This is a genomic window from Salmonella sp. SAL00653 (assembly GCF_046552515.1).
In the GTDB taxonomy this organism is placed as follows: domain Bacteria; phylum Pseudomonadota; class Gammaproteobacteria; order Enterobacterales; family Enterobacteriaceae; genus Salmonella; species Salmonella enterica.
On sequence record NZ_JBGDTY010000023.1, the window covers coordinates 1 to 22,361 of the forward strand.

Below are 22,361 nucleotides of genomic sequence, written 5' to 3' on the forward strand. Positions count from 1 at the left end.
GGGCTGTGGCTGTTGCGGCTGTTGCGGCTGTTGCGGCTGTTGCGGCTGTTGCGGCTGTTGCGGCTGTTGCGGCTGTTCAGCCTGCGCTTCTGCTGCTGTCGGCGCAACCGCTTCTGTATCCGGTTCAAACAGGCTGGACATCTGACGTCCCTCGGCTTCCCTTGCAGCCAGAACGGCGCTCAGACGGGCTTCCGCCTCCGGATTCATTTCCCGGGGAATAAACTCCGGCGCCACTTTGGGACGTTCCTGGTATTTCAGGGCCAGCTTCACTGCCGGATAGGGTCCGGGCAGCGTGACATAACAGGTCAGGTCGGGCAGTGACTGAATATCGGAGTAGCTGACCAGTGTGACACGCTCCATCTCTTTACCGGTCGACACCCCGTCACGAACGGGATCGGCACCATAGGAATACTGCTCACTGGCTTTCAGGATCTCTTTTTCACCAATCTCATGTGCGACATAGTCGGCAATTTTATAACTGGGTGAGCGGAAGAAGGCCCTTGTGTTCATCACATCCAGCAGGGTTGCCGCCGCTTTCTCACCATAGATATCCTCCATCTGTGTACTGGACTGAATACCAAAGACATAGCAGCCCCCGAATTTACGGGCTTCCGGGACAATTTCCACGAGGTCGGGCAGCTTGTGCAGCGTGGGCAACTCATCACAGAAGAACCACACCCGACGGTTACGGTTCTCTCCCATCGCCAGCAGGCCCCGGATGGCAATGGACAGCCACATGGAAATCACCGGCTTCAGGGAAGAATGTGTGTCAGCGTTTGAAGAAATAAACAGCCAGCCGTTTTTTTGATCCTCCCGGACGCCGCGCATCCAGTCACGGATGGTGAACGGTTCACCGTTACGCTCGATCCCCTGAAGATAGCGGACGGCTTTTACGTAGTTGGTCAGCACAGCCCGGATGGAAATGGCCGTCTTCTCGATTTTTTCTTCCACCAGGTTGGCCGCCGGGGAATCACGCAGGTAGGTTCGCAGTTTTTCAATCCTGATTGAGAGCAGAGTGTCAACCAGCTTGCTGTAGCTGCGATAGCTGTCATTACGCATCAGGTATGCCGCTTCAGCAAAAATGGTTCGTCCGGAACCCTGCCAGAACGGATCTTCCTTCGTGCCCATCGGGATCAGGGTATTCGCCGCATTATCAAAATCCGGCAGGGTGAGGCATTCCCGCCATAAATCCCATGCGGCACACCGCGCGTCACAAGGGTTGAGAATTTTATCGATGGACGGGTCGTAGTAGCTTTTGACAAACTCATAGGAACGATCGTACATCACCACCATGTCGCCGCGCTGACGGGCATAGTTAGCCAGCCGGCGTATGATTTCAGACTTACCGGTACTGACTGTCCCGTGGAGCAAAAAGTTCTGAATCTCTGAATCCTTAATGATTGGCAAATCGCCAATCAGGATATCGGACGCTTTTCCGTCTTTTTTCAGCATCCTGGCAACGTCTTTCGGATTGTCGGTAAGCTGGCGTCCTCCGGTAACATCATCCTCACTCTGCTGTTTTCCCTGACGGCCCAGAATCCATGTGGCCATAAAAAATGTAATCAGGCAGATAACCAGCGCCACACAGGCGGCCAGAACAAAGGCCGACCACAGTTGTTCCCCACACCAGACCGTGTATTTGTCCTGCAGAACCTGGGCGGCGTTCATCCGGAACGTCTGGCCGTAATACCGGATCTCATAGATAGGCTGGGATTTAATTAAATCCCGCATTCCTTCAAGCGTGGTACACCACCAGTAGATACACCCATTCACAAACGTCTGCCAGCTGAGTTTCACCCATAACACCAGGCCGACGAGTATCCAGAAGAAAATAAACAGGCAGTAAAATATAATGTTGGCGATCTGGCTGAACATGCGAATACGCATGGACGCAATCTGACCGCCCTGGGTCATATCCTTCGCATTAAAGCTCATAGATGTTATTCCAAAGAAAGATTATCAGTCCGGACGGGGAATTAATTTGAATAAATGACCAGCCGTTACTTTCGTTTTTTCAGAAAATAAAGAACAGCAGCACAGGCTACCAGTACAGCAAACAGCCAGGAAAACGGATTGCCGTTAGTCATGTGACAAAGAAGTTCTGATAATGGCATTCCGTATCCTTATTATTCCCGCTTCGCGGCAACACTTCACGGCCGCACAAAGAATTTGCACAACCGCTCAGTGTTTTCATATTTATTTCGGAAACGCCGGAGAGAAATGAAATTTATTTCTTTCCGGCCCTGGACAACGAGCAAAGCGAGGCGTCAGTCAGGAGGCCAGTCAGACCGGCCTCCTGAAGATGATTAAAGAATATTTGCAATTGATTTGGCCAGTTGTTCTTCCAGAACAGGCTTCGCCTCTTCAAACTTCAGGTTAACCTTGTTGGCATTCGATACCACACGGGTCTGGTATTTATGCTGATTACCGGTTTCAGTGCTGGTCTGGATTTTAGCACCCGAGGTTCCTTGGCGAAGTGCGGCCACGTTATCGGTTGTGACCGTCGCTTTTGTCCGTTCGGCAATCTGCACATCCGTAATCATGGTGTAGTTGACATCCTCAACCAGTGCATCGGCAGCCATACCCGCCAGTCCGGCAGCAAGCCCTACCCCCAGCGTGGCACCTGCTGAGTTAGAGTTATACGCTGTGATACCGGCCCCGAGCGCTGCCCCGGAGAGCGCACCTTCATAACCACGGTTCAGCCATCCCTGGGACTCACGCAAATCCATCTTGTCGGCCTTCAGCACGTTGGCCTGAATCCAGTAGTATGCTTTGTCTGGTGAGGTAACCACAGTATACCCTTTTGCCTGAATATCTTTTGCAATCAGGCTCTGCAGGTCACTCATATCCTTATCGGAGGTGTTTTTCACCTGCAGATACACCGTCCGTTCACTGGACGGGTCAAGCCAGATGGTCTGGCTCATCTGGGTTTTCACTTCAAGATTACGCTTTTTGATTGCTGTGCTCATCGCACCACACCCTGACAGGGCCAGAGTGGAACTGACCAGTGCAACCATCATTATTTTTTTCATTTTCATCAGGATTTCCTTTTCATCAGTTACCTTTCTTATTTTTAAATGACTCAATTAATGAAGTCAGGGCTGACAATTGATATCGACCAAAGTCAACATTCATTATAATGGCCATTACCACCATAAGAATCATTGAGAGGGCTATAAACCATATAACCGAAAAGTAAATAGAGCTAATATATACGGCCAGCATGGCATATAACGCAGCATAACTAATCAGATATATCCACACTTTCCTCCCCCAGAAAGCATATAGTTTTGAGTTACGCCTGAATTTTCTAGGAACAGAGAGAAACAAAGCTCTTGCATTACCGATTGATGCAAAAAAAACAACACTCAAAAAAACAACCAAAAACAGTTACTGCAATTAAGTCAATGTCATCCGTATAAATATCATTAGAAAACAGAAAAAAAGGAACACCAGTGAAAATTAGAGCAAAAAATATAGCAGGCCATATACAACTAAAAAAAGATGGTATTTCCAATTCATTTAATATCAAATTTTTTCTTAAATCTTCAATTTCTTTTTTTATGACTTCATTTGTTATCATGAATCCCCCTTACCACCCCTGTGTTTTTTCTGCATATCCTCTGCCATCTTGGTTAATTCCTCTTTAGAATAACCTCCTGGTATATGTCCTTGACTCTCCATTTTCTCATTATACATTTTTTCATGTTTATTTTTTTCTAAATTATACTGTTTTTCCAGCTCAGAGTTCTGGTTTTTGATGTCATTTGACTGATTGGTGATCTGAGTTTTATCAGCATCATGGCGCTGTTGGTTTTGGTCGATCATATTATCTACCTCACCACTGATATCACTCCTTATACCTGATGTCCGAGTATGGTGATCTATCACACCTGAATTGGTAGTATAATCGTTCACGACATCGCTACGGGTACCACCATTCGAGTTTGTAGGCATTCCCATACCAATATTCTCATTAGCGCCACTATACGCACTATCTACTCCAGGTTGAACTTGTTCCTGAACGAATGCCCAGGCCATTGCCCGATGTCTTTCCGCCACGTCAGGGGAATTTGTGTTCGTCAGTATGGATTCTGCGTCATTAGGCGCATGTTTCTGTACATAATTCACAAACTGCTGTGACAAATCTTCACTCATCTGTCCACTCATGCTTTCAGTCCGGGACGCCATTTCAGCATATTCATGGCTGCGGGTGAGGTTTGTCGTATACTGATCATAACTCTGCTTAGCATTATTAAGTGATGCTGAAAGCTGATCCACACGAGACTCTGCATTATTATCTGTATGGCTGGCTGACTGGCTGGTTTTACGACTAGTAAAGTAGTCCAAGCGGCCAGGGTGACAACAGGAGCTGAAGGGAAACACCAGAGGAGGACAGATGACATACCAACAGTTCTGCGTTGCTCCTCCACAGGGTTATTAACTGATTCTGTGGATAACCTGACATCTGTTTTTCCAGGCAGAACAGTTATCTGACGGGAAACAGTAAAATTTCACTTGCAGGACAGAAAATATCTTAAATAATACTGTATATAAAAACAGGTATTTTAAGAGGTATGCCATGTTACTGCTTGTAGCACCCGAACAGGAGCCGGTACAGTCCACTGCCCCGCTGTTCACCGAACGTTGCCCGGCGGGGTTTCCGTCGCCGGCCGCCGATTACACGGAGGAGGAACTGGATCTGAATGCCTACTGTATACGGCGTCCGGCTGCAACGTTCTTCGTCAGGGCTATCGGGGATTCGATGAAAGAAATGGGTCTGCATTCCGGCGATTTAATGGTTGTCGACAAAGCTGAGAAACCCATGCAGGGGGATATTGTCATCGCGGAAACAGATGGCGAGTTCACCGTTAAGCGCCTGCAGTTGAAGCCCCGTATCGCCCTGCTGCCGATTAATCCGGCCTACCCCACGCTTTATCCGGAAGAACTGCAGATTTTCGGGGTGGTGACGGCTTTTATACACAAAACCCGGAGCACAGACTGATGTTCGCTTTGGCTGACGTCAACTCGTTCTATGCCAGTTGCGAAAAGGTCTTTCGCCCCGATTTGCGTGACAGGTCTGTGGTGGTCCTGAGTAACAACGATGGTTGTGTAATCGCGCGCAGCGCTGAAGCAAAAAAACTGGGCATAAAAATGGGGGTGCCGTGGTTTCAACTGAGGTCGGCGAAATTTCCGGAGCCGGTTATCGCGTTCTCCAGTAATTACGCCCTCTACGCATCAATGTCGAACAGGGTCATGGTTCACCAGGAAGAGCTGGCGCCACGCGTTGAGCAGTACTCCATTGACGAGATGTTTCTGGATATTCGCGGTATAGACAGTTGCATCGATTTCGAGGATTTCGGCCGACAGCTGCGTGAGCACGTTCGTTCCGGCACAGGGCTGACCATCGGCGTCGGAATGGGACCGACCAAAACGCTGGCTAAAAGCGCGCAATGGGCATCGAAAGAATGGTCACAGTTCGGAGGCATGCTTGCCCTGACGTTACACAATCAGAAACGAACGGAGAAACTGCTGTCACTGCAACCGGTGGAGGAAATCTGGGGTGTGGGCCGCAGGATCTCAAAGAAGCTGAACACAATGGGGATCACCACAGCACTGCAGCTGGCCCGCGCGAATCCAACGTTCATCAGGAAAAACTTTAATGTGGTTCTGGAGAGAACGGTCCGGGAACTCAATGGAGAAAGCTGTATTTCCCTGGAGGAAGCACCGCCCCCCAAACAGCAGATAGTCTGCAGCAGAAGCTTTGGAGAACGAGTCACGACTTATGAAGCGATGCGGCAGGCAGTCTGTCAGCACGCTGAACGTGCCGCCGAAAAGCTGCGTGGGGAACGGCAGTTCTGCAGGCATATTGCCGTGTTTGTGAAAACATCGCCGTTCGCCGTAACTGAGCCCTACTACGGTAATCTGGCCAGTGAAAAACTGCTCATCCCCACGCAGGATACACGGGACATCATTGCCGCTGCCGTCAGAGCTCTGGACAGGATCTGGGTGGATGGTCACCGTTACGCAAAGGCAGGCTGTATGCTGAACGATTTCACGCCAACCAGGGTATCGCAGCTTAATTTGTTTGATGAAGTACAGCCGCGGGAACGGAGCGAGCAGCTGATGCAAGTCCTAGATGGGATTAACCATCCGGGCAAGGGGAAAATATGGTTCGCCGGTCGGGGGATTGCCCCCGAGTGGCAGATGAAAAGGGAACTACTTTCGCCAGCTTATACGACACGTTGGGCAGATATTCCTGCAGCGAAATTGACTTGAAATTGTGGCGATTTCACCTTGAAATTCTCAATATAAATTACTTAATTACAATAAGTTAGATGTGAAATCGCCGTGGCGAAATTATTGACTCAAATTTCTCTCAAGGACCTCGTTGATAGCTTTGTCCAGTTCATCCTGAACCACTTTTGACATACGACTAAACTCATAAGTTAGCGTACGCCCTTTCACACGCTTGCGCGCGAACTTGTCCTTTTCTTCAAAGGTCCAGAGTGCGGAAATTACTGACTTTTCCTTAGGAGGCGGAGCTATCAATGCCTGAGAGGCCTGAGAAATCAATTTCAGTATACTGGATTTCTGTTCGTCGTCTGGTCGCTCGTAGTCACTCAAAATTGCATCATGCTGATCTGAGACAGACTGAATGAGCCCTTCAGACGTTAAACCCTTTTCACTGAGTTTTTCATTAACCTCTAACAGAATTTTATAGTCACTAAACGACAGCTCAGACTGAACCGGGAACAGAGAAATCAATTCTTGCGGTACTGCTGCCGCCTGCAGTGCCCTGGTGACCTTAGCCTGGGATAACCCCTCCAGTTCAGCAATTTCCTTTTGATTGAATCCAGACTCTTTCAGAGCCATCAATCTTAAGCCGATCTCCCGAAGGTTATGCTCTTTAGCTGTCTGGATATCTTTAGCCAGATGGCGAGCTTCATCAGCTGATAAAAGTTCATTGGTAACCATTACATCAAGGCCTGTACGGATATAAATCGCTGAGGCTCGCCGTCTTGAACCATCCAGTATCTCAATCCTTTCACCTTGCTGAATGCCAATACAGGGGAAGAACTGCTGAAACTTAATCGTCTGGATAATAGATTTCAGGGACTCCCTGGTCAGAGCAAGTTGATCTCTTCCGTTGGTTTCCTGGTTTACGAATGTCTTACTTTCAACGTCCGATGCAGGTACCCGAACAAACCTGAACGTTATCTTCCTGCCGGTTTTTAGGGTAAATACCTGACTTCTTTGGGTGTCAGTCATCTCAACCATTGACGCCTGGGTATTTAACTGTCTGCCAATAGTTTTTCTTCTCTCATTCGACATCACATACCTCCATTAGTACGAATGAACTCAATGCGATCAAATACGGCCTTCGCAAAGTCTTCCGCTGCTGATTTTGCGCTTTTAAGCGCCTCGGTGCTTCCATCATAGGTTGCTGGATTTGCGGAAATAACTGTGTCAAAAGTCTCCCCGCATCGCTCGAAGCCATCCAGCCTCGGCAGAACCATGTCGAGCATATCGGCACCGAATACTTCTTTGGCCTGACTATGGCAAATTTTGTGATCAGACTTGTTCAGGATTTTGGACATAAAACCTACATTCCCGATGAGATTGCAGGTGTGTCCATCCTGTTCGATCGAATCAATAAGCGCAGGAAGGCTGGCTACAAACTTCAGGGAAGAATGAAAATCAACCGTTGCCGGAGGAAGTGGAGTCAACATCAGGTCTGCCGCTCCGATGCAGTTTTTCAGGAACGCATCGAGGTGAGGACCACTATCAAGGAAGATAAAGTCGTAGTCATACCGGAGCTTGTCGATAATGTTCTCTTTAAGCACTGCATGAATATTTTGCCCTGGCAGATGTTCCTCACACAATCCCTTCCAGCCTTCAGCAAGGAATGCATCGTCAATGGAAGCGGGAATAACATCAACGCCCGGGATAATTGACGACACGATGAAATCGGAAAGTAATTCTTCACGAGACACGTTCTGGAGCATGGCCTGAGCAGCCGTATTTTCAACCAGGCCCACTGAATTCTCATGGCTCAGGAACATTGTCAGAGATGCCTGCGGATCGAAATCGATGGCCAGGATACGCAGGTCTTCGAACAGAAGCTGAGGATGAGCCCGAAATGCATGGGATAATGAAGCGGTAGAAACTGTCTTGGAACCGCCACCTTTAAGGTTACATACAAATATAGTGAAAGCTTTATCGAAGCGATCTCTGTACTTGGGCACTTTACGATGGAAATACAGATCGATAACGTTCTGAATCGTCATCGCGTACTTCATGGTATTGCCAGAAGGTTTCTTTTTAAAAATGTAGCCACTGGCTTCCATTTCGGCCACAGCATACTCAACACTCCCTTTGCTGAGCTTAGGCAGCTTATATAGGGCGGCTTTGCTGTATTCCTGATAGAACTCGGTAAGCTTCAATTCCTCTTTTTGCTGGCGGATACTTTCGCTCAAGGATGTCAGAAGTTTACCTGCACGTGTGGCGACTTTCCGTAACTGCTCAATATTTTCCATTTATCACCTCATGATTTTTTTTGTCATTTTGAACAAAAAGAATCATGTTGCAAGAAATAAATCATAATATTTTGATTTTGCTCTCACAGGAGGCACCGAAGATTAAATGGAGAAGAGGGCACTACATCCACAATCATTTTGTTAACCCACAGCGCAAACCGTGAGTCTGTTCAGAGCTTGCATCTGAGCAGGCGAAGGGTTGGACAAGCCCAAGGGGCGCGTCAGCCAGGCACATTAGGGTATAGTTCAGCAGTACCAGTTTCTGCCAGGACATGGATATCTCCGGGCAAGCAAGCTGATGATTAAAAAAGAAAGAGGGGACTGCCCCTGAAGGAATTGCAATTCCGTTCCTCGCAATGTCAACATTTTTTGCCTGTGATACTATGACCGGGTCATTTTTCAGAGCATGGACTGATGAAAAAGAAAAACACTACGCCGACTCCCCACGACGCGACATTCCGGCAGTTTCTGACACAACCTGACATTGCCCGGGATTTTATGGAGCTGCATCTGCCGGCAGAGCTGCGTGCCATCTGCGATCTCAGTACACTGAAACTGGAATCCGGCTCGTTTGTTGAGGATGATCTCCGCCAGTATTTCAGCGACGTCCTCTACAGCCTGAAAACCACAGCCGGCGACGGATATATTCATGTCCTGGTTGAACACCAGTCAACACCTGACAAACATATGGCTTTCCGCCTGATACGCTATGCGGTGGCCGCCATGCAGCGCCACCTGGAGGCAGGGCATAAAAAACTGCCACTGGTGATACCAGTGTTGTTCTATACGGGGAAACGCAGCCCGTATCCATACTCCACCCGCTGGCTGGACGAATTTGACGATACGGCTCTGGCAGACAAACTCTACAGCAGTGCTTTCCCGCTGGTAGACGTTACGGTCATTCCGGATGATGAAATCGCCGGCCACCGTAGCATGGCCGCCCTGACTTTATTGCAGAAACATATTCATCAGCGGGACCTGGCAGAATTGGTTGACCGGCTGGCGCCCATTTTGCTGGCCGGATATCTGTCTTCATCGCAGGTAATATCGCTGGTACACTATATAGTGCAGGCAGGCGAAACATCGGACGCCGAAGCCTTTGTACGCGAACTGGCACAGCGTGTGCCGCAACACGGAGACGCACTTATGACCATCGCACAACAGCTCGAACAGAAGGGCATCGAGAAGGGGATTCAGCTCGGTGAACAACGTGGTATCGAAAAAGGCCGTTCAGAAGGGGAGCGCGAAGCGACTCTGAAAATAGCCCGTACCATGCTCCAGAACTGCATTGACCGCAATACCGTCATGAAAATGACCGGTCTGACTGAAGACGACCTAGCGCAGATCCGCCACTAATCCCCCTTTTCTGGCACTCCCTGCCCGGCCATCAGCGAATACTGGTGGGGCAGGGAGGCATCAGGCTCTGCCAGCCACAGCGATCAAACAGCTTCATTACCCCCGCTACGTTCCCTGTCAAACGTGCTGTCAGCGAATTTATCTGTCGGCCGCTGTCGTTAAAACCGACATCGAGTTTGGCCCGTGAGAGATAAATGCCGTTCACGCCTGCACTGAGCGCCACAGCATTCCGGCCGGACCATTCCCGATCGCTCAGCAGACGGTAGTTCCAGTGCATATCTTTCGCTGTTTCCAGAGCATACGTCAGCCGGAACAGGTCGTTCTGCTCGGACAACTCACCGGTGCATGAACGCCAGAGGTAATTCAGCTTGCTGGCCAGCTTGGCGCTGACGCCCATCTGACGTCCCTGTTTCAAAAGCCACTCGATATCGGGCGTCACATCACGAGAAAAACGCCGTTGCTTCAGCGCAGTCGCCAGCCAGCGGGTGAGAAAGAGGTTTTCCTGTGCCGGCGAGAGAACGCCACCATCCTGCCTGGCCAGCGCAAGCGCCACCAGGGCACACCACGCCAGATGACCTGATTTTTCTGTCAATGTCACGGCTTCTCCCGCAAGTCAGAAAAATGATGTAATTCATCAGGCATAATCAGCACACGTCAGCCCGTCTTACGGAGAAACATTCGCCGCATCTCACGCGTCAGCTGCTTCTTCTCCCATCCGTAAGGGAAAATAATGCTGTAGTCCCTCCTCTCAGGGAGGATATCAGGGCCCGCGACGATTCGCGCCACCTCCTTATTCAGGCGTTCTCCTCGCCAGCCATAAGCCGCCAGTCGCTTACGGATACGTGCAACGGGAAAACGTTTATCGGAGTGACGGGGGAAGAGTAACGTCCCGTCCTCATTTCGTTGGACACCAAACATATCCAGAGACTGTTCGATCACCACTGTTCGAACGGGGAAATGCTCACGCATAGTTTTCAACATATTCTCCATTTCAGACTCCTGAATTAATCCCTGCAACTGTCTGACCAGCCAGAGAGCAGCGTTATGCTGGCTCACTCCCTGCGTCATCATTCATTTCACACTGGAGTTCATGCCAGTATCCGGCAATATTGTTTACCACCTGTGCTGTCATAACGGCGTCAGTGACGGCGGAATGAGCCACCCCGATCCAGCTCAGGCCAGCCTGACTGACAGCACCGGAAAGCGATATGGTTCCGTAACGATTTGTACTGCAGCTGCTGCCGGATCGATGCCGACTGTGGGTTTCAGGCGGGTCTCAAATATCCTCTCACCGCGGGCATTCACCAGACCGATTTCCAGCGCCTGCGCGCCAGCATCAAGTCCGGTCGTTTCGGTATCGAGGAAGACGGGGCCCAGTGCTAACCAGGTATGTGCCAGCATGGCGAACCTGCCACGCTCACTCTTCATCCGGGCCTGCAGGCCCAGACGTGTGCTGGCCAGCCGCTGTTTTTCTGTCTGAGGGCGTTTCGCCCGCATCGGGACGCAGTCAGCCAGCCGCCATACGCCGTATTTCCCGCCGTAAGGACTTTTGTACATTCTGACCGGTTCCGCACCAGGGGCTGGCTTCATCCTGAACTCATCCCGAAGCCGCCCTTTGGTGTAGCATTTATCCTCCGCCCGGGGCGCTTCATCACAGGCGTCTGAATTGTCATCATCACGCATTCTGGCCACCGGTCTGTTTATTGCCTGAAAGCGCCGCCATCAGTGACTGGTTCTGACGCTTCAGGGCTTCAGCCTCACCACGCAGTGCCGCGACCGTTTCTTTCTCCCCCATCGTCTCCAGACGGGCATCATCACGCTGGTTTTCCAGCTGTGTGCAACGCTCCGTCAGACTGGCTATTTCACTGCCCATACGCACCAGTTGCTCCGAGGAGGCCTTTTCCTGCGATTCCAGCCTTGCGGTGAGGCTGCTGACTCTGTCACGTTCAAGTGCAATCTCACCGGCGCGCGCCTGCGTGTCAGCGATGGCCTGCTCGAGGCGTTGCTGCAGCGTTTCGCGGGTGGCCAGATGCTGCTGACGTTCTGAGGCCAGCGCATTTTCCTGCGATTCAAGGCGGGTAAGGAGAGTATTGACTTTATCGCGTTCAGACTTCAGTTCTTCTGTACGCGCATTAGCTTCGGCAGAAATTTGCTCCAGTCGTTTCTGCAGGTCTTCCCGCGTGTTTTTGTGCTGTGCCTGCTCCGCATTAAGCGCATCCTGCAGCACTGTCTTCTGCTCCTGATACCGTTCCTCTCGCTGACGGGTATTCTCTTCAGCGGCCGCAAGACGCTCTTTCAGCTGGGCCATCTCCACATCATGCTGCTGACGCAGTGAACGTTCTGACTCCAGCGCCAGCGTCAAACTGTCATATCTGTCCTGCAGTTCATCCAGTTTTTCTTCCAGGTCGTCGACTGTCTGCGCGGCGTCGGCCAGCTCCCGCTCTGCCTGTGCGGTCTGTTCACCGGCAGCACGCGTGACTTCCGCAACCCGGCGTTCTGCAGCCCGGACCGCCTTGTCATTCAGTTCTGTCGCCAGCTGGGTGATGCGTTCGGACAGCGCGGCGGAGACGGCCTTCACTTCTTCAGCCACTTCCACTGGCAGCTCGGCAACGGGTTCAGTGACGACCGTGCTCTGTGAAGCCTGGTATTCGTCCCATATCTGGCGGAGACGTGTCGGATTGCCGCCACCCACCTGGTTACGTAGTGCGAACCCGGTGATATTCCGTCCTTCAGCCTGCAGGGCCAGCCCTGCTTCAATAATCTGTTCTGGTTCGTATGTCGCCGGACGCATCTGTCAGTCTCCGCATAAAGGGGTATGCTTATATTATACACAAACAAACTAACAAATAAACTAACTAACAAACAAATTAAAGACGTGACAGGGTAGCGAAAAAGGGCACCAGGACAGCGCACCGCCGGTCGAATTGCTGGCACAGCATGTCCGGAGCCCGGGCGGGATGCACCACAGGTACGATGCACGCCACTCTCCTTGCCAGGTACTGGTGTTAATGCTAATGTACGCATACGTTAGCATTAACCAGAGACAGACATGCCGCAGGATGAATCAGTCGTCAAACGGGCCAGGGAATACTTTTTCCGCCACCACCGGTATACAGAGGAAGACCTGGAATCCGACTACCAGGCAGAACTGTGTAACTAAAGGGATGACACCTGGGAAGCACCACAACGGGCAGCCAGACTCAGTGCGGCCGTCAAGCGCTACAAAACGTATGAGATGCTGTACTTCTTCTTCCAGATCGCTGATGAGGCCGGGCTGGACTATACTCCGCTGGTTGTAAAGCGCCTGTGCGCTCATCTTTTCGACAGGCAGGGCAGCCAGAATATTATTGTTGATATCTTTGGCCAGAAGGGACGCATGCACCGCAGCCATGACAGTGATCCTGACATTATTGCTGCCGTTGCCGAACGCTACCGGCAGCAGGCAGAGGACCACTGGCAGACAGTTCTGAAGAATATCGGGAGAGTGAAGCAGGACTACCAGAAAAATCAGAACAGACAGAAAGGCGCAGGGGATTAAATGCATGATTAATGCTAATGTATGCGTACATTAGCATTAATCACATAAGTCAGTGAAAATAAATCAGGCTTATTCAACGTTGCGAAGGTTCTTTGGCCAGTTGCTGGAGCTACTTCCCGAAATCAGGAAAGCCTGCGGCTGAAAGTACATCAGCAACAGCACTGGCTCTGGGATGGCCACGTTCAAGCCAGACCAGACTGAGAGCCACACCTGATTTCTCCGTATCATAACTGTGACGCGACAACCGGAATTACCAAACGGACACTCAAAGAATGAGATGAACGCTCCAGACTTATGAAGTTCGGAACACACAGAGTTCCTAGTTGTAGCGGCTCGCAATCGAAATCCCCCCGACTCGCAATCAGCGCCAATTTCGGCTCACATTAACTGCAAATGAAAAATGCCACCGGCTCACATTAAGTGACAATGGGCTCGCATTTATCCTGCCCGGCTCGCAATCCATTCCACCGGGCTCACAATAACTGCAAGTCAACTTCGTCATATCGGCAAACCGACTGCCAGCATTCTATTTTCCAGTTCGACTGGTCTCAGATATTTATTCATACTGGTTAAAAATTGTCGTTTTGGTTTGATTAACGTTTACCTACGTATAATCGCAGCAATTGGAGTTAACTCAGTAAATAGGAGCAAATAATGGAACAAAACCAACCAGCACAACCTTCACGACGTGCAATACTGAAACAAACTCTTGCAGTATCTGCTTTGTCTGTCACCGGGCTGGCGGCCTTATCGGTACCAACTATCTCTTTCGCCGCATCACTGAGCAAAGAGGAACGTGACGGTATGACTCCAGATGCAGTCATTGAACATTTTAAACAGGGTAACCTGCGCTTCCGGGAAAATCGCCCGGCTAAACATGATTACCTGGCACAGAAGCGCAACAGTATTGCGGGTCAGTATCCTGCTGCGGTGATCCTTAGCTGCATTGACTCACGTGCGCCGGCGGAAATTGTGCTGGATGCGGGGATCGGTGAGACGTTTAATTCCCGCGTAGCGGGTAATATCAGTAATCGCGATATGCTGGGCAGCATGGAGTTTGCCTGTGCAGTTGCCGGCGCGAAAGTAGTGCTGGTTATAGGACACACCCGCTGTGGCGCAGTACGCTGTGCTATTGATAATGCTGAACTGGGTAACCTGACGGGGCTGCTGGATGAAATTAAACCCGCGATTGCAAAAACGGAGTATAGCGGTGAGCGTAAAGGTAGCAATTATGATTTTGTCGATGCGGTGGCACGAAAAAATGTCGAGCTGACTATCGAAAACATCCGCAAAAACAGCCCGGTGCTGAAACAACTGGAAGATGAGAAGAAAATTAAAATCGTTGGCAGTATGTATCACCTTACTGGCGGTAAGGTTGAGTTTTTCGAAGTATAACTGAAGCAGTCCGAGTCCGAATACAGTCAGCCTCGCATTACATTAAGAGCTCATTAAATTTTCTCTGGAATGAAAATGTATTTTTTGAGTACACCCAAAACGCACAGTCTGGTGAGACAGTTTTTCTGTCTCATTTGGGTTGTTTTTATCCCATTCCGGTGTTACGTTTTCATCATCTAGAGTTAAACGAGACAGTTTTCACCATTATGGCACTTTACGGCTATGCCCGCGTTTCAACCAGCGATCAGGATCTTACTCTGCAGACACAAATTCTCCGCGCTGCTGGTTGTGAAATTATTCGTGCAGAAAAAGCCAGCGGAAGCGGCCGGACCGGAAGGAGCGAGTTGCAGCTGCTGCTGGAGTTCCTGCGCCCTGGTGATACGTTGATGGTGACACGCGTGGATCGCCTGGCCCGCAGCATTAAGGACCTGCAGGACATTGTGTATGCCCTGAATCAACAGGGCGTAACGCTCAGGGCAACAGAACAGCCAGTGGACACGCGTTCAGCTGCAGGCAAAGCCTTCCTCGATATGCTGGGTGTTTTCGCTGAGTTTGAAACCAATCTGAGACGTGAACGCCAGATGGAAGGCATTGCCGCGGCGAAAGCCAGGGGCGTATACCGGGGAAGGAAACCGTCCATAGATCCTGCTGAGGTATATCGTCTGTATACCATTGAGAAGATGGGAGCCACAGCCATCGCCCGCCAGCTCGGGATTGGGAGGGCGTCAGTCTACTGGGCGCTGGAAAATTATGAGCAGCCGGCGTAGCGCGATTCCGTCTGACTCCCTGTTGCAACTACGGCAACGGCTCGATCGCCTGCCGCCAAAAAGCCCTGAACGTGCCAATCAGATTGCCGCTACCGCCCAGCTGTATGGTATTTCAGTCACGACGGTTTATCGCGCTCTTCACCTTGTTTTGAAACCGCGAACGGCCCACCGCAGTGATCATGGTCAACCCCGGATACTGCCACCGTCCGAGCTGGAGCATTACTGCGAACTGATTGCTGCACTGAAATTACGAACCACAAATAAATCCGGCCGCCATCTGTCGACCGGACGGGCAATACAGCTGCTGGAAGAGCATGGCGTGGAGACGGTCCAGGGATTGATTAAAAGTCCCAAAGGCTTACTTCGTAAGCAGACCGTCAATCGCTGGCTTTCCCGCTGGCGTCTCGACCAGCCCCGCCTGTTACGGGAGCCTCCGGCGGTAAGATTTCAGGCTGAAAACAGCAATGACTGTTGGCAGTTTGATATGTCGCCATCCGATCTCAAACATATTGAGCGGCCTGACTGGGTAGATCCTGCCCGGGGCGAACCCACGCTGATGCTGTTCAGCGTAGTGGATGACCGGAGCGGTGTCGCATACCAGGAATACCGGTGTGTGTACGGTGAGGATGCGGAATCTGCGCTGCGTTTTCTCTTTAACGCCATGGCCCCAAAAACCAGGTCTGATTTTCCTTTTCAGGGCCGCCCGAAATTGCTGTACCTCGATAATGGACCGATGGCCAAAAACCATGTATTCCAGAATGTGATGCAGTCCCTGAAGGTTGACTGGCTGACGCATACGCCGGCAGGCAAGGACGGCACCCGGACGACGGCACGGTCCAAAGGTAAAGTTGAACGTCCTTTCCGGACCGTCAAGGAGGCACATGAAACTCTGTACCATTTCCATAAACCGGAAACGGAGCTGCAGGCCAACGAATGGCTCTGGAACTATCTGAGCCGTTATAACGCGCAGCGTCACCGCAGCGAGAAACACTCCCGACTGGAGGACTGGCTGGCAAATATCGGCCAGGAAGGTGTGAGGGATATGTGCAGCTGGGAACAATACTGTCGGTTCGCCCGGGAGCCGGAATCCCGCAAGGTGGGTGTTGATGCGCGGATAACGATAGACGGCACCGCATGGGAAGTTGAACCGGATATGGCGGGTGAAACCGTCATTCTGCTGTGGGGGCTGTTTGACGAAGAGATGTATGTGGAGTTTACCGGTGAAACATGGGGGCCTTATTATCCGGTGTCGGGGCCTGTGCCGCTGCACCGTTACCGGACGTTCAGACGCGGTAAAGCGGCTGAACGGGCCGATCGTATCCATGCTCTGGCCAGGCAGCTGAACATCCCCATCAGCGCATTGTCCGGCAGCGATCTCCGCGTGGTCAGTGATGACACTCAGCAGCGCATTGATGCGTTGCCACATCAGCCCTTTGATACCCGAAAATTTGAATACCACTTTCCCACCGTTATTGCGGCAAAACTGGCAATTGCCGACGATCTGGCCATACCGCTGGCCAGAATGTCGGATGAAGACCGGGCGTTTATCGACAGTATTCTGACTGAGACGCTTAACCGTAGTGAAGTACTCGCCCGCATCAGAGACTATTTTCGTAGCAGACAATCAGGAGAGGACCATGCGGGTTGAAGTGATGGAGCATTATGGACTGACGCAGTCTATTGAACAGGCCGGGTATTATGAAACTGCCCACCATAAGCAGCTGATGAAAGACATTAAGGGTGCGATACGCGAAGGACGACTGATAGCGGTCTGTGGCGTGGTGGGAAGCGGTAAAACCGTCACTCTGCGACGCCTGCAGCAGCAACTGCTGGATGAAAATAAAATCATTGTCGCCCGCTCCCTGTCGGTGGACAAACAGAGTGTCCGGCTCGCCACGCTGATTAATGCCCTGTTTTATGACCTGGCACAGGATAAACAGGTGCAGATCCACAAACAAGGTGAACGCCGCGAGCGTGAGCTGCAGGAACTGGTCAAAAAAGGCAAACGCCCGGTGGCGCTGTTTGTTGATGAAGCCCATGACCTGAACGGTAATACACTAACGGGGCTCAAACGGCTGATGGAAGTGGTTGAAGACGGCGGTGGTAGGCTGTCCGTCGTTCTGGCTGGTCACCCAAAACTGCGTAATGACCTGCGTCGTCCGACGGTGGAGGAAATTGGCTATCGTACCGATATTTTTACACTGGACGGGATCACCGGCAGTCAGCGTGAATATATCCAGTGGCTGATGAAGACCAGCACCGGTAAGGGTAAGCCGGAAGATATTCTAACGACCGAAGCCGTTGACCTGCTGGCGATGAAACTGCGAACACCGCTGCAGGTCCAGTTGCACCTGACGCTGGCGATGGAAGCAGGATACCAGACGGGCGAAAAACCGATTACTGCCACTCTGGTTGAATCCGTGCTGTCACGTCAGCTGGATGACCTGGAGCCGACGCTCACGCGACATGGTTACCGGCTGAAGGATATGGTGGAGCAGTTCGATGCAAAACCAGCTGAAATCAGGGCATTATTTAATAATCAGTTAGACCCTGCCCGCACGGCCGAACTACGCGACAGAATGCTGGCGGTCGGTCTGCCAATATGACGATGTTGATTTGCAGTTATTGTGAGCCCGGTGGAATGGATTGCGAGCCGGGCAGGATAAATGCGAGCCCATTATCACCTAATGTGAGCCGGTGGCGTTTTTCATTTGCAGTTAATGTGAGCCAAAATTGGCGCTGATTGCGAGTCGGGGGGATTTCGATTGCGAGCCGCTACAAATAGCTTCGCATATTACCGCTCCACTTTAGCCAGACCCTGTTGATTGCCGGGAAACAGTGAAGCGGCATTCATAAATTGTGCTACCTGTTTCAGTAACTGCCACATGTACCGACACTGATGATTTCTCGTTATGGTTTCGTGTAACGACAACCACAGTCGCTCTATCGGATTCAGCCACGGCGAATACATCGGCAGGAACAGCAACCGGAACTTCGGGTTTTCTTCCAGCCAGCGTTCCACTTTGCGGCTTTTATGGATGATGTAGTTATCCGCCACCAGTGTGATGGTTTTCGCCCGCCTGTATGTACGGCGTAACGTTTCTAACAGACTGATAAATAAATCAGAACTCTTGCTGCTGCCACTGACGTAGTGAACCCGTCCCGTACCTGAATGCAGTGCGCCTGCCAGATAATGCTTCTGGTTCTGTCCCGGCGTGGCGATGCGTTTCTGTTGCCCTTTGGGCATCCAGTCAGCGCCAATTTTTGGGTTCAGGTCGATGTCGACTTCATCCTGATAAAACACAGGATGTGCAGTCTGCTCCTGAGCCAGCGCCTGATCAATGACAAGCCGTTTTTCTTCATAGTGCGGATCTTTGATTTTCAGCGTTGGCGCTGCCCTGCGCCAGACCATATCTGCCTGCCTCAGATATCGGTGCAGGGTGGAGCGGTGCAGCGTCACATCAAAAAGTCGGTTGATGACGAGTGCCAGAAGCTCCGTGCTCCAGCGTGAGCGCAGCCAGCCAAAATCCTTCGGGGAACGCTGTACCAATAGTGGCAAGAGCTGAAGGATATCAGCGACCGGCCAGCGTGGAGCACGTCCGGGTCTGAGGCTTTTTAGTCCTTCAACACCATGTAAAGTAAACCAGTTTATCCATCGACCAACGGATGAACGGGCGGCACAGAGTAATCTGGCAACGTCAGTGACGGTCATTCCCTGATGCAGCATCAGCATGGCGATAAGCCGTCGCGCATGGTTTTTATCGTGGGTTTGTTGGGCCTCTTTGCGCATCAGTTGTCGTTCTTCATCAGGAATTGCTGCTATGATCGGCATCGCTCAGTCCGGTTGGTGATTTGTGATGTTTGGCGATTGATCAGATCGCACAATCCGGGCTGAGTTCCCTTTCAGTGATCTACTATTTTGCGAAGCTATTTAGTGCACACTAATCGATTTTTCAGACAACCTTTCTCGCCTGGCGTGAGTTTTCGTTCGACTGAACCTATAAAAAGGCTCTGCATTCTGTCCTGTAGTGCGCCAGGCCTAATAACGCCTCCCGTTTAATTCCGGCCCGGTCGTACATCGGTTCTGTTCATTTATGGGATCGCGACTTTTTCGTTGTAATGCTTCAAGAGCGATTTTTTGTTCTGCGGTCAACTCAACATTCATAGCCATCAGCATGATCCTGATTATTTTTGAAACCAAGCATCTTCATTGATCATGGGTATACATCGTTGTTATCCAGCTATACATCATAACAGGTCAATTAAATCCACTCAGAAATAAAGTCAGGGTATGCATAAAATCTATCGCCCATAACCCTATCCAGTAACACCATGATTAGTAAGAACTAATCAGTCTGTGCAAAAACAGGTCACCGCCATCCTGTTTTTGCACATCAAAACATTTTTTCAGGATTATTCTGAAAAAAAAAAGGAGATATTATGGATTTCTTGATTAATAAAAAATTAAAAATTTTCATAACACTGATGGAAACAGGTTCCTTCAGTATCGCAACATCAGTACTGTATATCACCCGAACCCCGCTGAGCAGGGTTATTTCAGACCTGGAAAGAGAGCTGAAACAAAGACTCTTTATACGGAAGAATGGCACTCTTATCCCAACCGAATTTGCACAAACTATTTATCGAAAAGTAAAATCCCATTATATTTTCTTACATGCGCTGGAGCAGGAAATCGGACCTACGGGTAAAACGAAACAACTAGAAATAATATTTGACGAAATTTATCCGGAAAGTTTAAAAAATCTGATCATTTCAGCACTGACCATTTCCGGCCAAAAAACAAATATAATGAGGAGAGCCGTTAACAGCCAAATAATAGAAGAACTGTGTCAGACAAACAACTGCATTGTTATTTCTGCCAGAAATTATTTTCATCGGGAATCGCTTGTCTGCCGGACATCAGTGGAGGGTGGGGTCATGTTATTTATTCCTAAAAAATTCTTTCTCTGCGGCAAACCTGATATCAACAGGCTGGCCGGAACACCTGTACTTTTTCATGAGGGGGCTAAAAATTTTAATCTGGACACCATATACCATTTTTTTGAACAGACACTAGGTATTACCAACCCTGCATTCAGTTTTGATAACGTCGATTTGTTCAGTTCACTGTACCGGTTACAACAAGGGCTGGCGATGTTACTCATCCCCGTCAGAGTCTGTCGGGCTCTGGGATTATCAACAGATCACGCACTGCACATCAAAGGCGTAGCGCTCTGTACCTCCTTGTATTACCCGACCAAGAAACGGGAGACACCAGATTATCGTAAAGCTATAAAACTGATACAGCAGGAACTGAAACAGTCCACCTTCTGACCTTATGCAGCGTAAGGGCCGCAACACCTGTATTCACGGCATTTGCCAGATTCAGATTGTCAGCAATCCCCATCCTCCATAGCGGTAGTTCACCGCGGAGCATGGAGTAAACCGGCTGGTCGCCGTCAATCTGACACAGAATCAGTTTGATGCTCTGGTGGATTACCTAAAACATGGGCATTAACGCGCTGGCTCACGCCACTTTACTGAAGAAACTGAATAACGGTGACTATGACGGCGCAGCGAATGAATTCCTGAAATGGGACCACGCCAGCGGTCAGGTTGTTCCCGGCCTGACCCGACGCCGGAGCGCTGAACGTTGTTTATTCCTGAGTTAATTTGTTGTGCCATCTTTGCACACCGGGAACCGCGATTCCGCACAGCAGAAAAATAGCACATAAATAAACTCAATATAAGCTACTCATTTTCTGGCAATACAAAATAATTCCCCTGCAGACATTATCAGTCTTCAGGATTTCATTCTGTTTATTTTCAGGAGTCATCATTATTTATGAATATGAATCAGACCACCAGTCCGGCACTTTCACAGGTCGAAACCGCCATCCGGGTCCCGGCAGGGAATTTTGCAAAATATAATTATTATTCCGTGTTTGATATTGTCCGTCAGACCCGTAAACAGTTTATTAACGCCAATATGTCATGGCCGGGCTCCCGCGGAGGTAAAGCCTGGGACCTGGCGATGGGCCAGGCGCAGTATATCCGCTGCATGTTCCGAGAAAATCAATTGACCCGCAGAGTTCGGGGGACCTTGCAGCAGACACCGGACAATGGCACGAACCTGAGCAGTTCCGCTGTCGGCGGTATTCAGGGACAGGCAGAGCGTCGGCCGGACCTGGCCACCCTGATGGTGGTTAATGATGCCATTAACCAGCAAATACCGACCCTGCTGCCGTATCATTTTCCACACGACCAGGTGGAGTTATCTCTGCTGAATACCGATGTGTCGCTGGAAGATATTATCAGCGAGAGCAGCATTGACTGGCCGTGGTTCCTGAGCAACTCGCTGACCGGCGATAACAGTAACTATGCCATGGAGCTCGCCAGCCGGCTGTCACCAGAGCAGCAGACACTGCCGACCGAGCCGGACAACAGTACCGCCACTGACCTGACCTCTTTTTACCAGACCAATCTGGGGCTGAAAACCGCCGACTATACGCCATTTGAAGCACTGAATACCTTTGCCCGACAGTTAGCGATTACCGTTCCCCCAGGTGGAACAGTTGATTGCGGGTACTCTGCGTGCCAGCCGGCAGTTTAGCTTCCCGCGCTACCAGAGTAGTGAGCAGCAGACCATTCTGCAGAATCTGAGCGACGTCATTGTTCAGGTGCATTCTACCGCGCTGTACGGCGGCAGCACTTTTGAACAGGCCGTAGAGCAGACGCTGTAAGCAGAAAATATACCTGGCCATC

19 protein-coding genes and 4 pseudogenes are annotated in these 22,361 nt (G+C 50.4%); 12 read left to right on the forward strand and 11 right to left on the reverse strand.

Annotated features, from left to right (window positions below):
* The 4 genes from traD to ACLJRU_RS21450 form a co-directional block, all read right to left on the reverse strand.
* Nucleotides 1-1,935 (reverse strand): type IV conjugative transfer system coupling protein TraD (gene traD, locus ACLJRU_RS21435; RefSeq protein WP_410957184.1); only part of this gene is annotated, 1,935 nt, incomplete at its 3' end.
* Nucleotides 1,936-2,306: 371 nt separating this feature from the next.
* Nucleotides 2,307-3,038: a conjugal transfer complement resistance protein TraT gene (gene traT, locus ACLJRU_RS21440; protein WP_001541558.1), complete on the reverse strand. Its 732-nt coding sequence runs from the start codon at nucleotides 3,036-3,038 to the stop codon at nucleotides 2,307-2,309.
* Nucleotides 3,039-3,340: 302 nt separating this feature from the next.
* On the reverse strand, nucleotides 3,341-3,583 hold the full coding sequence (locus ACLJRU_RS21445; protein ID WP_024131413.1) for a hypothetical protein: 243 nt from the start codon (nucleotides 3,581-3,583) through the stop codon (nucleotides 3,341-3,343).
* A complete protein-coding gene (locus ACLJRU_RS21450; protein WP_148201696.1) occupies nucleotides 3,580-4,281 on the reverse strand; it encodes a hypothetical protein in 702 nt (233 codons plus the stop codon). Before ACLJRU_RS21450 ends, ACLJRU_RS21445 begins: the two co-directional genes overlap by 4 nt.
* Nucleotides 4,282-4,582: 301 nt before the next feature.
* Here ACLJRU_RS21450 and umuD point away from each other — a divergent pair, with 301 nt between their 5' ends.
* On the forward strand, nucleotides 4,583-5,005 hold the full coding sequence (gene umuD, locus ACLJRU_RS21455) for a translesion error-prone DNA polymerase V autoproteolytic subunit (RefSeq protein WP_000925627.1): 423 nt from the start codon (nucleotides 4,583-4,585) through the stop codon (nucleotides 5,003-5,005).
* Nucleotides 5,005-6,279: a Y-family DNA polymerase gene (locus ACLJRU_RS21460; RefSeq protein WP_001541560.1), complete on the forward strand. Its 1,275-nt coding sequence runs from the start codon at nucleotides 5,005-5,007 to the stop codon at nucleotides 6,277-6,279. Before umuD ends, ACLJRU_RS21460 begins: the two co-directional genes overlap by 1 nt.
* An 81-nt stretch (nucleotides 6,280-6,360) precedes the next feature.
* On the opposite strand, the gene ACLJRU_RS21465 is transcribed toward ACLJRU_RS21460, so the two are convergent.
* A complete protein-coding gene (locus ACLJRU_RS21465) occupies nucleotides 6,361-7,335 on the reverse strand; it encodes a ParB family protein (protein WP_000064274.1) in 975 nt (324 codons plus the stop codon).
* Complete coding sequence (locus tag ACLJRU_RS21470; protein WP_000427676.1) at nucleotides 7,335-8,540, reverse strand: AAA family ATPase; 1,206 nt, start codon at nucleotides 8,538-8,540, stop codon at nucleotides 7,335-7,337. Before ACLJRU_RS21470 ends, ACLJRU_RS21465 begins: the two co-directional genes overlap by 1 nt.
* A 414-nt stretch (nucleotides 8,541-8,954) precedes the next feature.
* Between ACLJRU_RS21470 and ACLJRU_RS21475 the strand changes: the two genes are divergently transcribed.
* Entirely contained in the window at nucleotides 8,955-9,896 is a 942-nt protein-coding gene (locus ACLJRU_RS21475) for an Rpn family recombination-promoting nuclease/putative transposase (RefSeq protein ID WP_000728917.1), read from the forward strand.
* Here the strand turns inward: ACLJRU_RS21475 and ACLJRU_RS21480 are convergent.
* The 4 genes and pseudogenes from ACLJRU_RS21480 to ACLJRU_RS21495 all read right to left on the reverse strand — a co-directional run bounded on the left by ACLJRU_RS21480 (nucleotide 9,893) and on the right by ACLJRU_RS21495 (nucleotide 12,687).
* Nucleotides 9,893-10,494 (reverse strand): annotated as a pseudogene (locus ACLJRU_RS21480) (DUF2913 family protein). The gene ACLJRU_RS21475 and the pseudogene ACLJRU_RS21480 sit on opposite strands and share 4 nt — an antisense overlap.
* Nucleotides 10,495-10,550: 56 nt before the next feature.
* Nucleotides 10,551-10,967, reverse strand: coding sequence for a hypothetical protein (locus ACLJRU_RS21485; protein WP_010904490.1), 417 nt, complete (start codon nucleotides 10,965-10,967; stop codon nucleotides 10,551-10,553).
* A pseudogene (locus ACLJRU_RS21490) lies at nucleotides 10,939-11,579 on the reverse strand (3'-5' exonuclease). The gene ACLJRU_RS21485 and the pseudogene ACLJRU_RS21490 overlap by 29 nt, the downstream one beginning before the upstream one ends.
* Complete coding sequence (locus ACLJRU_RS21495; RefSeq protein ID WP_001247118.1) at nucleotides 11,572-12,687, reverse strand: DNA-binding protein; 1,116 nt, start codon at nucleotides 12,685-12,687, stop codon at nucleotides 11,572-11,574. The pseudogene ACLJRU_RS21490 and the gene ACLJRU_RS21495 overlap by 8 nt, the downstream one beginning before the upstream one ends.
* Nucleotides 12,688-12,945: 258 nt before the next feature.
* Between ACLJRU_RS21495 and ACLJRU_RS21500 the strand changes: the two are divergent.
* The 5 genes and pseudogenes from ACLJRU_RS21500 (at nucleotide 12,946) to ACLJRU_RS21520 (ending at nucleotide 18,202) form a co-directional block, all read left to right on the forward strand.
* Nucleotides 12,946-13,434 (forward strand): annotated as a pseudogene (locus tag ACLJRU_RS21500) (cytoplasmic protein).
* Between the two features lie 654 nt (nucleotides 13,435-14,088).
* Nucleotides 14,089-14,829 (forward strand): carbonic anhydrase, encoded by a 741-nt coding sequence (locus ACLJRU_RS21505; RefSeq protein ID WP_001541566.1) that lies wholly within the window; start codon nucleotides 14,089-14,091, stop codon nucleotides 14,827-14,829.
* A 206-nt stretch (nucleotides 14,830-15,035) separates the two neighbouring features.
* Nucleotides 15,036-15,596 (forward strand): recombinase family protein, encoded by a 561-nt coding sequence (locus ACLJRU_RS21510; RefSeq protein ID WP_010904491.1) that lies wholly within the window; start codon nucleotides 15,036-15,038, stop codon nucleotides 15,594-15,596.
* On the forward strand, nucleotides 15,580-17,244 hold the full coding sequence (locus tag ACLJRU_RS21515) for a DDE-type integrase/transposase/recombinase (protein ID WP_187790684.1): 1,665 nt from the start codon (nucleotides 15,580-15,582) through the stop codon (nucleotides 17,242-17,244). The genes ACLJRU_RS21510 and ACLJRU_RS21515 overlap by 17 nt, the downstream gene beginning before the upstream one ends.
* Nucleotides 17,177-18,202, forward strand: coding sequence for an ExeA family protein (locus ACLJRU_RS21520; protein ID WP_077905935.1), 1,026 nt, complete (start codon nucleotides 17,177-17,179; stop codon nucleotides 18,200-18,202). The genes ACLJRU_RS21515 and ACLJRU_RS21520 overlap by 68 nt, the downstream gene beginning before the upstream one ends.
* A gap of 188 nt (nucleotides 18,203-18,390) precedes the next feature.
* Here the strand turns inward: ACLJRU_RS21520 and ACLJRU_RS21525 are convergent, their stop codons facing one another.
* Nucleotides 18,391-19,428 carry an IS630 family transposase gene (locus tag ACLJRU_RS21525; RefSeq protein ID WP_001121399.1) on the reverse strand — a complete coding sequence of 346 codons (1,038 nt, stop codon included), beginning with the start codon at nucleotides 19,426-19,428 and terminating at the stop codon, nucleotides 18,391-18,393.
* A gap of 608 nt (nucleotides 19,429-20,036) precedes the next feature.
* Here ACLJRU_RS21525 and spvR point away from each other — a divergent pair.
* From spvR to ACLJRU_RS21545, 4 genes and pseudogenes are all read left to right on the forward strand, one after another.
* Nucleotides 20,037-20,930: a virulence genes transcriptional activator SpvR gene (gene spvR, locus ACLJRU_RS21530; RefSeq protein WP_001541536.1), complete on the forward strand. Its 894-nt coding sequence runs from the start codon at nucleotides 20,037-20,039 to the stop codon at nucleotides 20,928-20,930.
* Between the two features lie 97 nt (nucleotides 20,931-21,027).
* Nucleotides 21,028-21,268, forward strand: a pseudogene (locus ACLJRU_RS21535) (lysozyme); the annotation flags it as partial.
* A gap of 173 nt (nucleotides 21,269-21,441) precedes the next feature.
* On the forward strand, nucleotides 21,442-22,209 hold the full coding sequence (gene spvA, locus ACLJRU_RS21540; RefSeq protein ID WP_001541537.1) for a virulence protein SpvA: 768 nt from the start codon (nucleotides 21,442-21,444) through the stop codon (nucleotides 22,207-22,209).
* Nucleotides 22,172-22,339, forward strand: a complete 168-nt coding sequence (locus ACLJRU_RS21545) for a hypothetical protein (protein WP_001526987.1) — start codon at nucleotides 22,172-22,174, stop codon at nucleotides 22,337-22,339. Before spvA ends, ACLJRU_RS21545 begins: the two co-directional genes overlap by 38 nt.
* The last annotated feature ends 22 nt before the right edge of the window (nucleotides 22,340-22,361 follow it).

What these genes read in the sequence shown, in the direction of transcription:
- ACLJRU_RS21470 (WP_000427676.1), bottom strand. Translation starts at nt 8,540, where the DNA reads ATGGAAAATATTGAGCAGTTACGGAAAGTCGCCACACGTGCAGGTAAA.
- ACLJRU_RS21465 (WP_000064274.1), bottom strand. Translation starts at nt 7,335, where the DNA reads ATGTCGAATGAGAGAAGAAAAACTATTGGCAGACAGTTAAATACCCAG.
- ACLJRU_RS21515 (WP_187790684.1), top strand. Translation starts at nt 15,580, where the DNA reads ATGAGCAGCCGGCGTAGCGCGATTCCGTCTGACTCCCTGTTGCAACTA.
- ACLJRU_RS21460 (WP_001541560.1), top strand. Translation starts at nt 5,005, where the DNA reads ATGTTCGCTTTGGCTGACGTCAACTCGTTCTATGCCAGTTGCGAAAAG.
- spvR (WP_001541536.1), top strand. Translation starts at nt 20,037, where the DNA reads ATGGATTTCTTGATTAATAAAAAATTAAAAATTTTCATAACACTGATG.
- spvA (WP_001541537.1), top strand. Translation starts at nt 21,442, where the DNA reads ATGAATATGAATCAGACCACCAGTCCGGCACTTTCACAGGTCGAAACC.
- ACLJRU_RS21445 (WP_024131413.1), bottom strand. Translation starts at nt 3,583, where the DNA reads ATGATAACAAATGAAGTCATAAAAAAAGAAATTGAAGATTTAAGAAAA.
- umuD (WP_000925627.1), top strand. Translation starts at nt 4,583, where the DNA reads ATGTTACTGCTTGTAGCACCCGAACAGGAGCCGGTACAGTCCACTGCC.
- traT (WP_001541558.1), bottom strand. Translation starts at nt 3,038, where the DNA reads ATGAAAATGAAAAAAATAATGATGGTTGCACTGGTCAGTTCCACTCTG.
- ACLJRU_RS21525 (WP_001121399.1), bottom strand. Translation starts at nt 19,428, where the DNA reads ATGCCGATCATAGCAGCAATTCCTGATGAAGAACGACAACTGATGCGC.
- ACLJRU_RS21495 (WP_001247118.1), bottom strand. Translation starts at nt 12,687, where the DNA reads ATGCGTCCGGCGACATACGAACCAGAACAGATTATTGAAGCAGGGCTG.
- ACLJRU_RS21485 (WP_010904490.1), bottom strand. Translation starts at nt 10,967, where the DNA reads ATGATGACGCAGGGAGTGAGCCAGCATAACGCTGCTCTCTGGCTGGTC.
- ACLJRU_RS21510 (WP_010904491.1), top strand. Translation starts at nt 15,036, where the DNA reads ATGGCACTTTACGGCTATGCCCGCGTTTCAACCAGCGATCAGGATCTT.
- ACLJRU_RS21475 (WP_000728917.1), top strand. Translation starts at nt 8,955, where the DNA reads ATGAAAAAGAAAAACACTACGCCGACTCCCCACGACGCGACATTCCGG.
- ACLJRU_RS21505 (WP_001541566.1), top strand. Translation starts at nt 14,089, where the DNA reads ATGGAACAAAACCAACCAGCACAACCTTCACGACGTGCAATACTGAAA.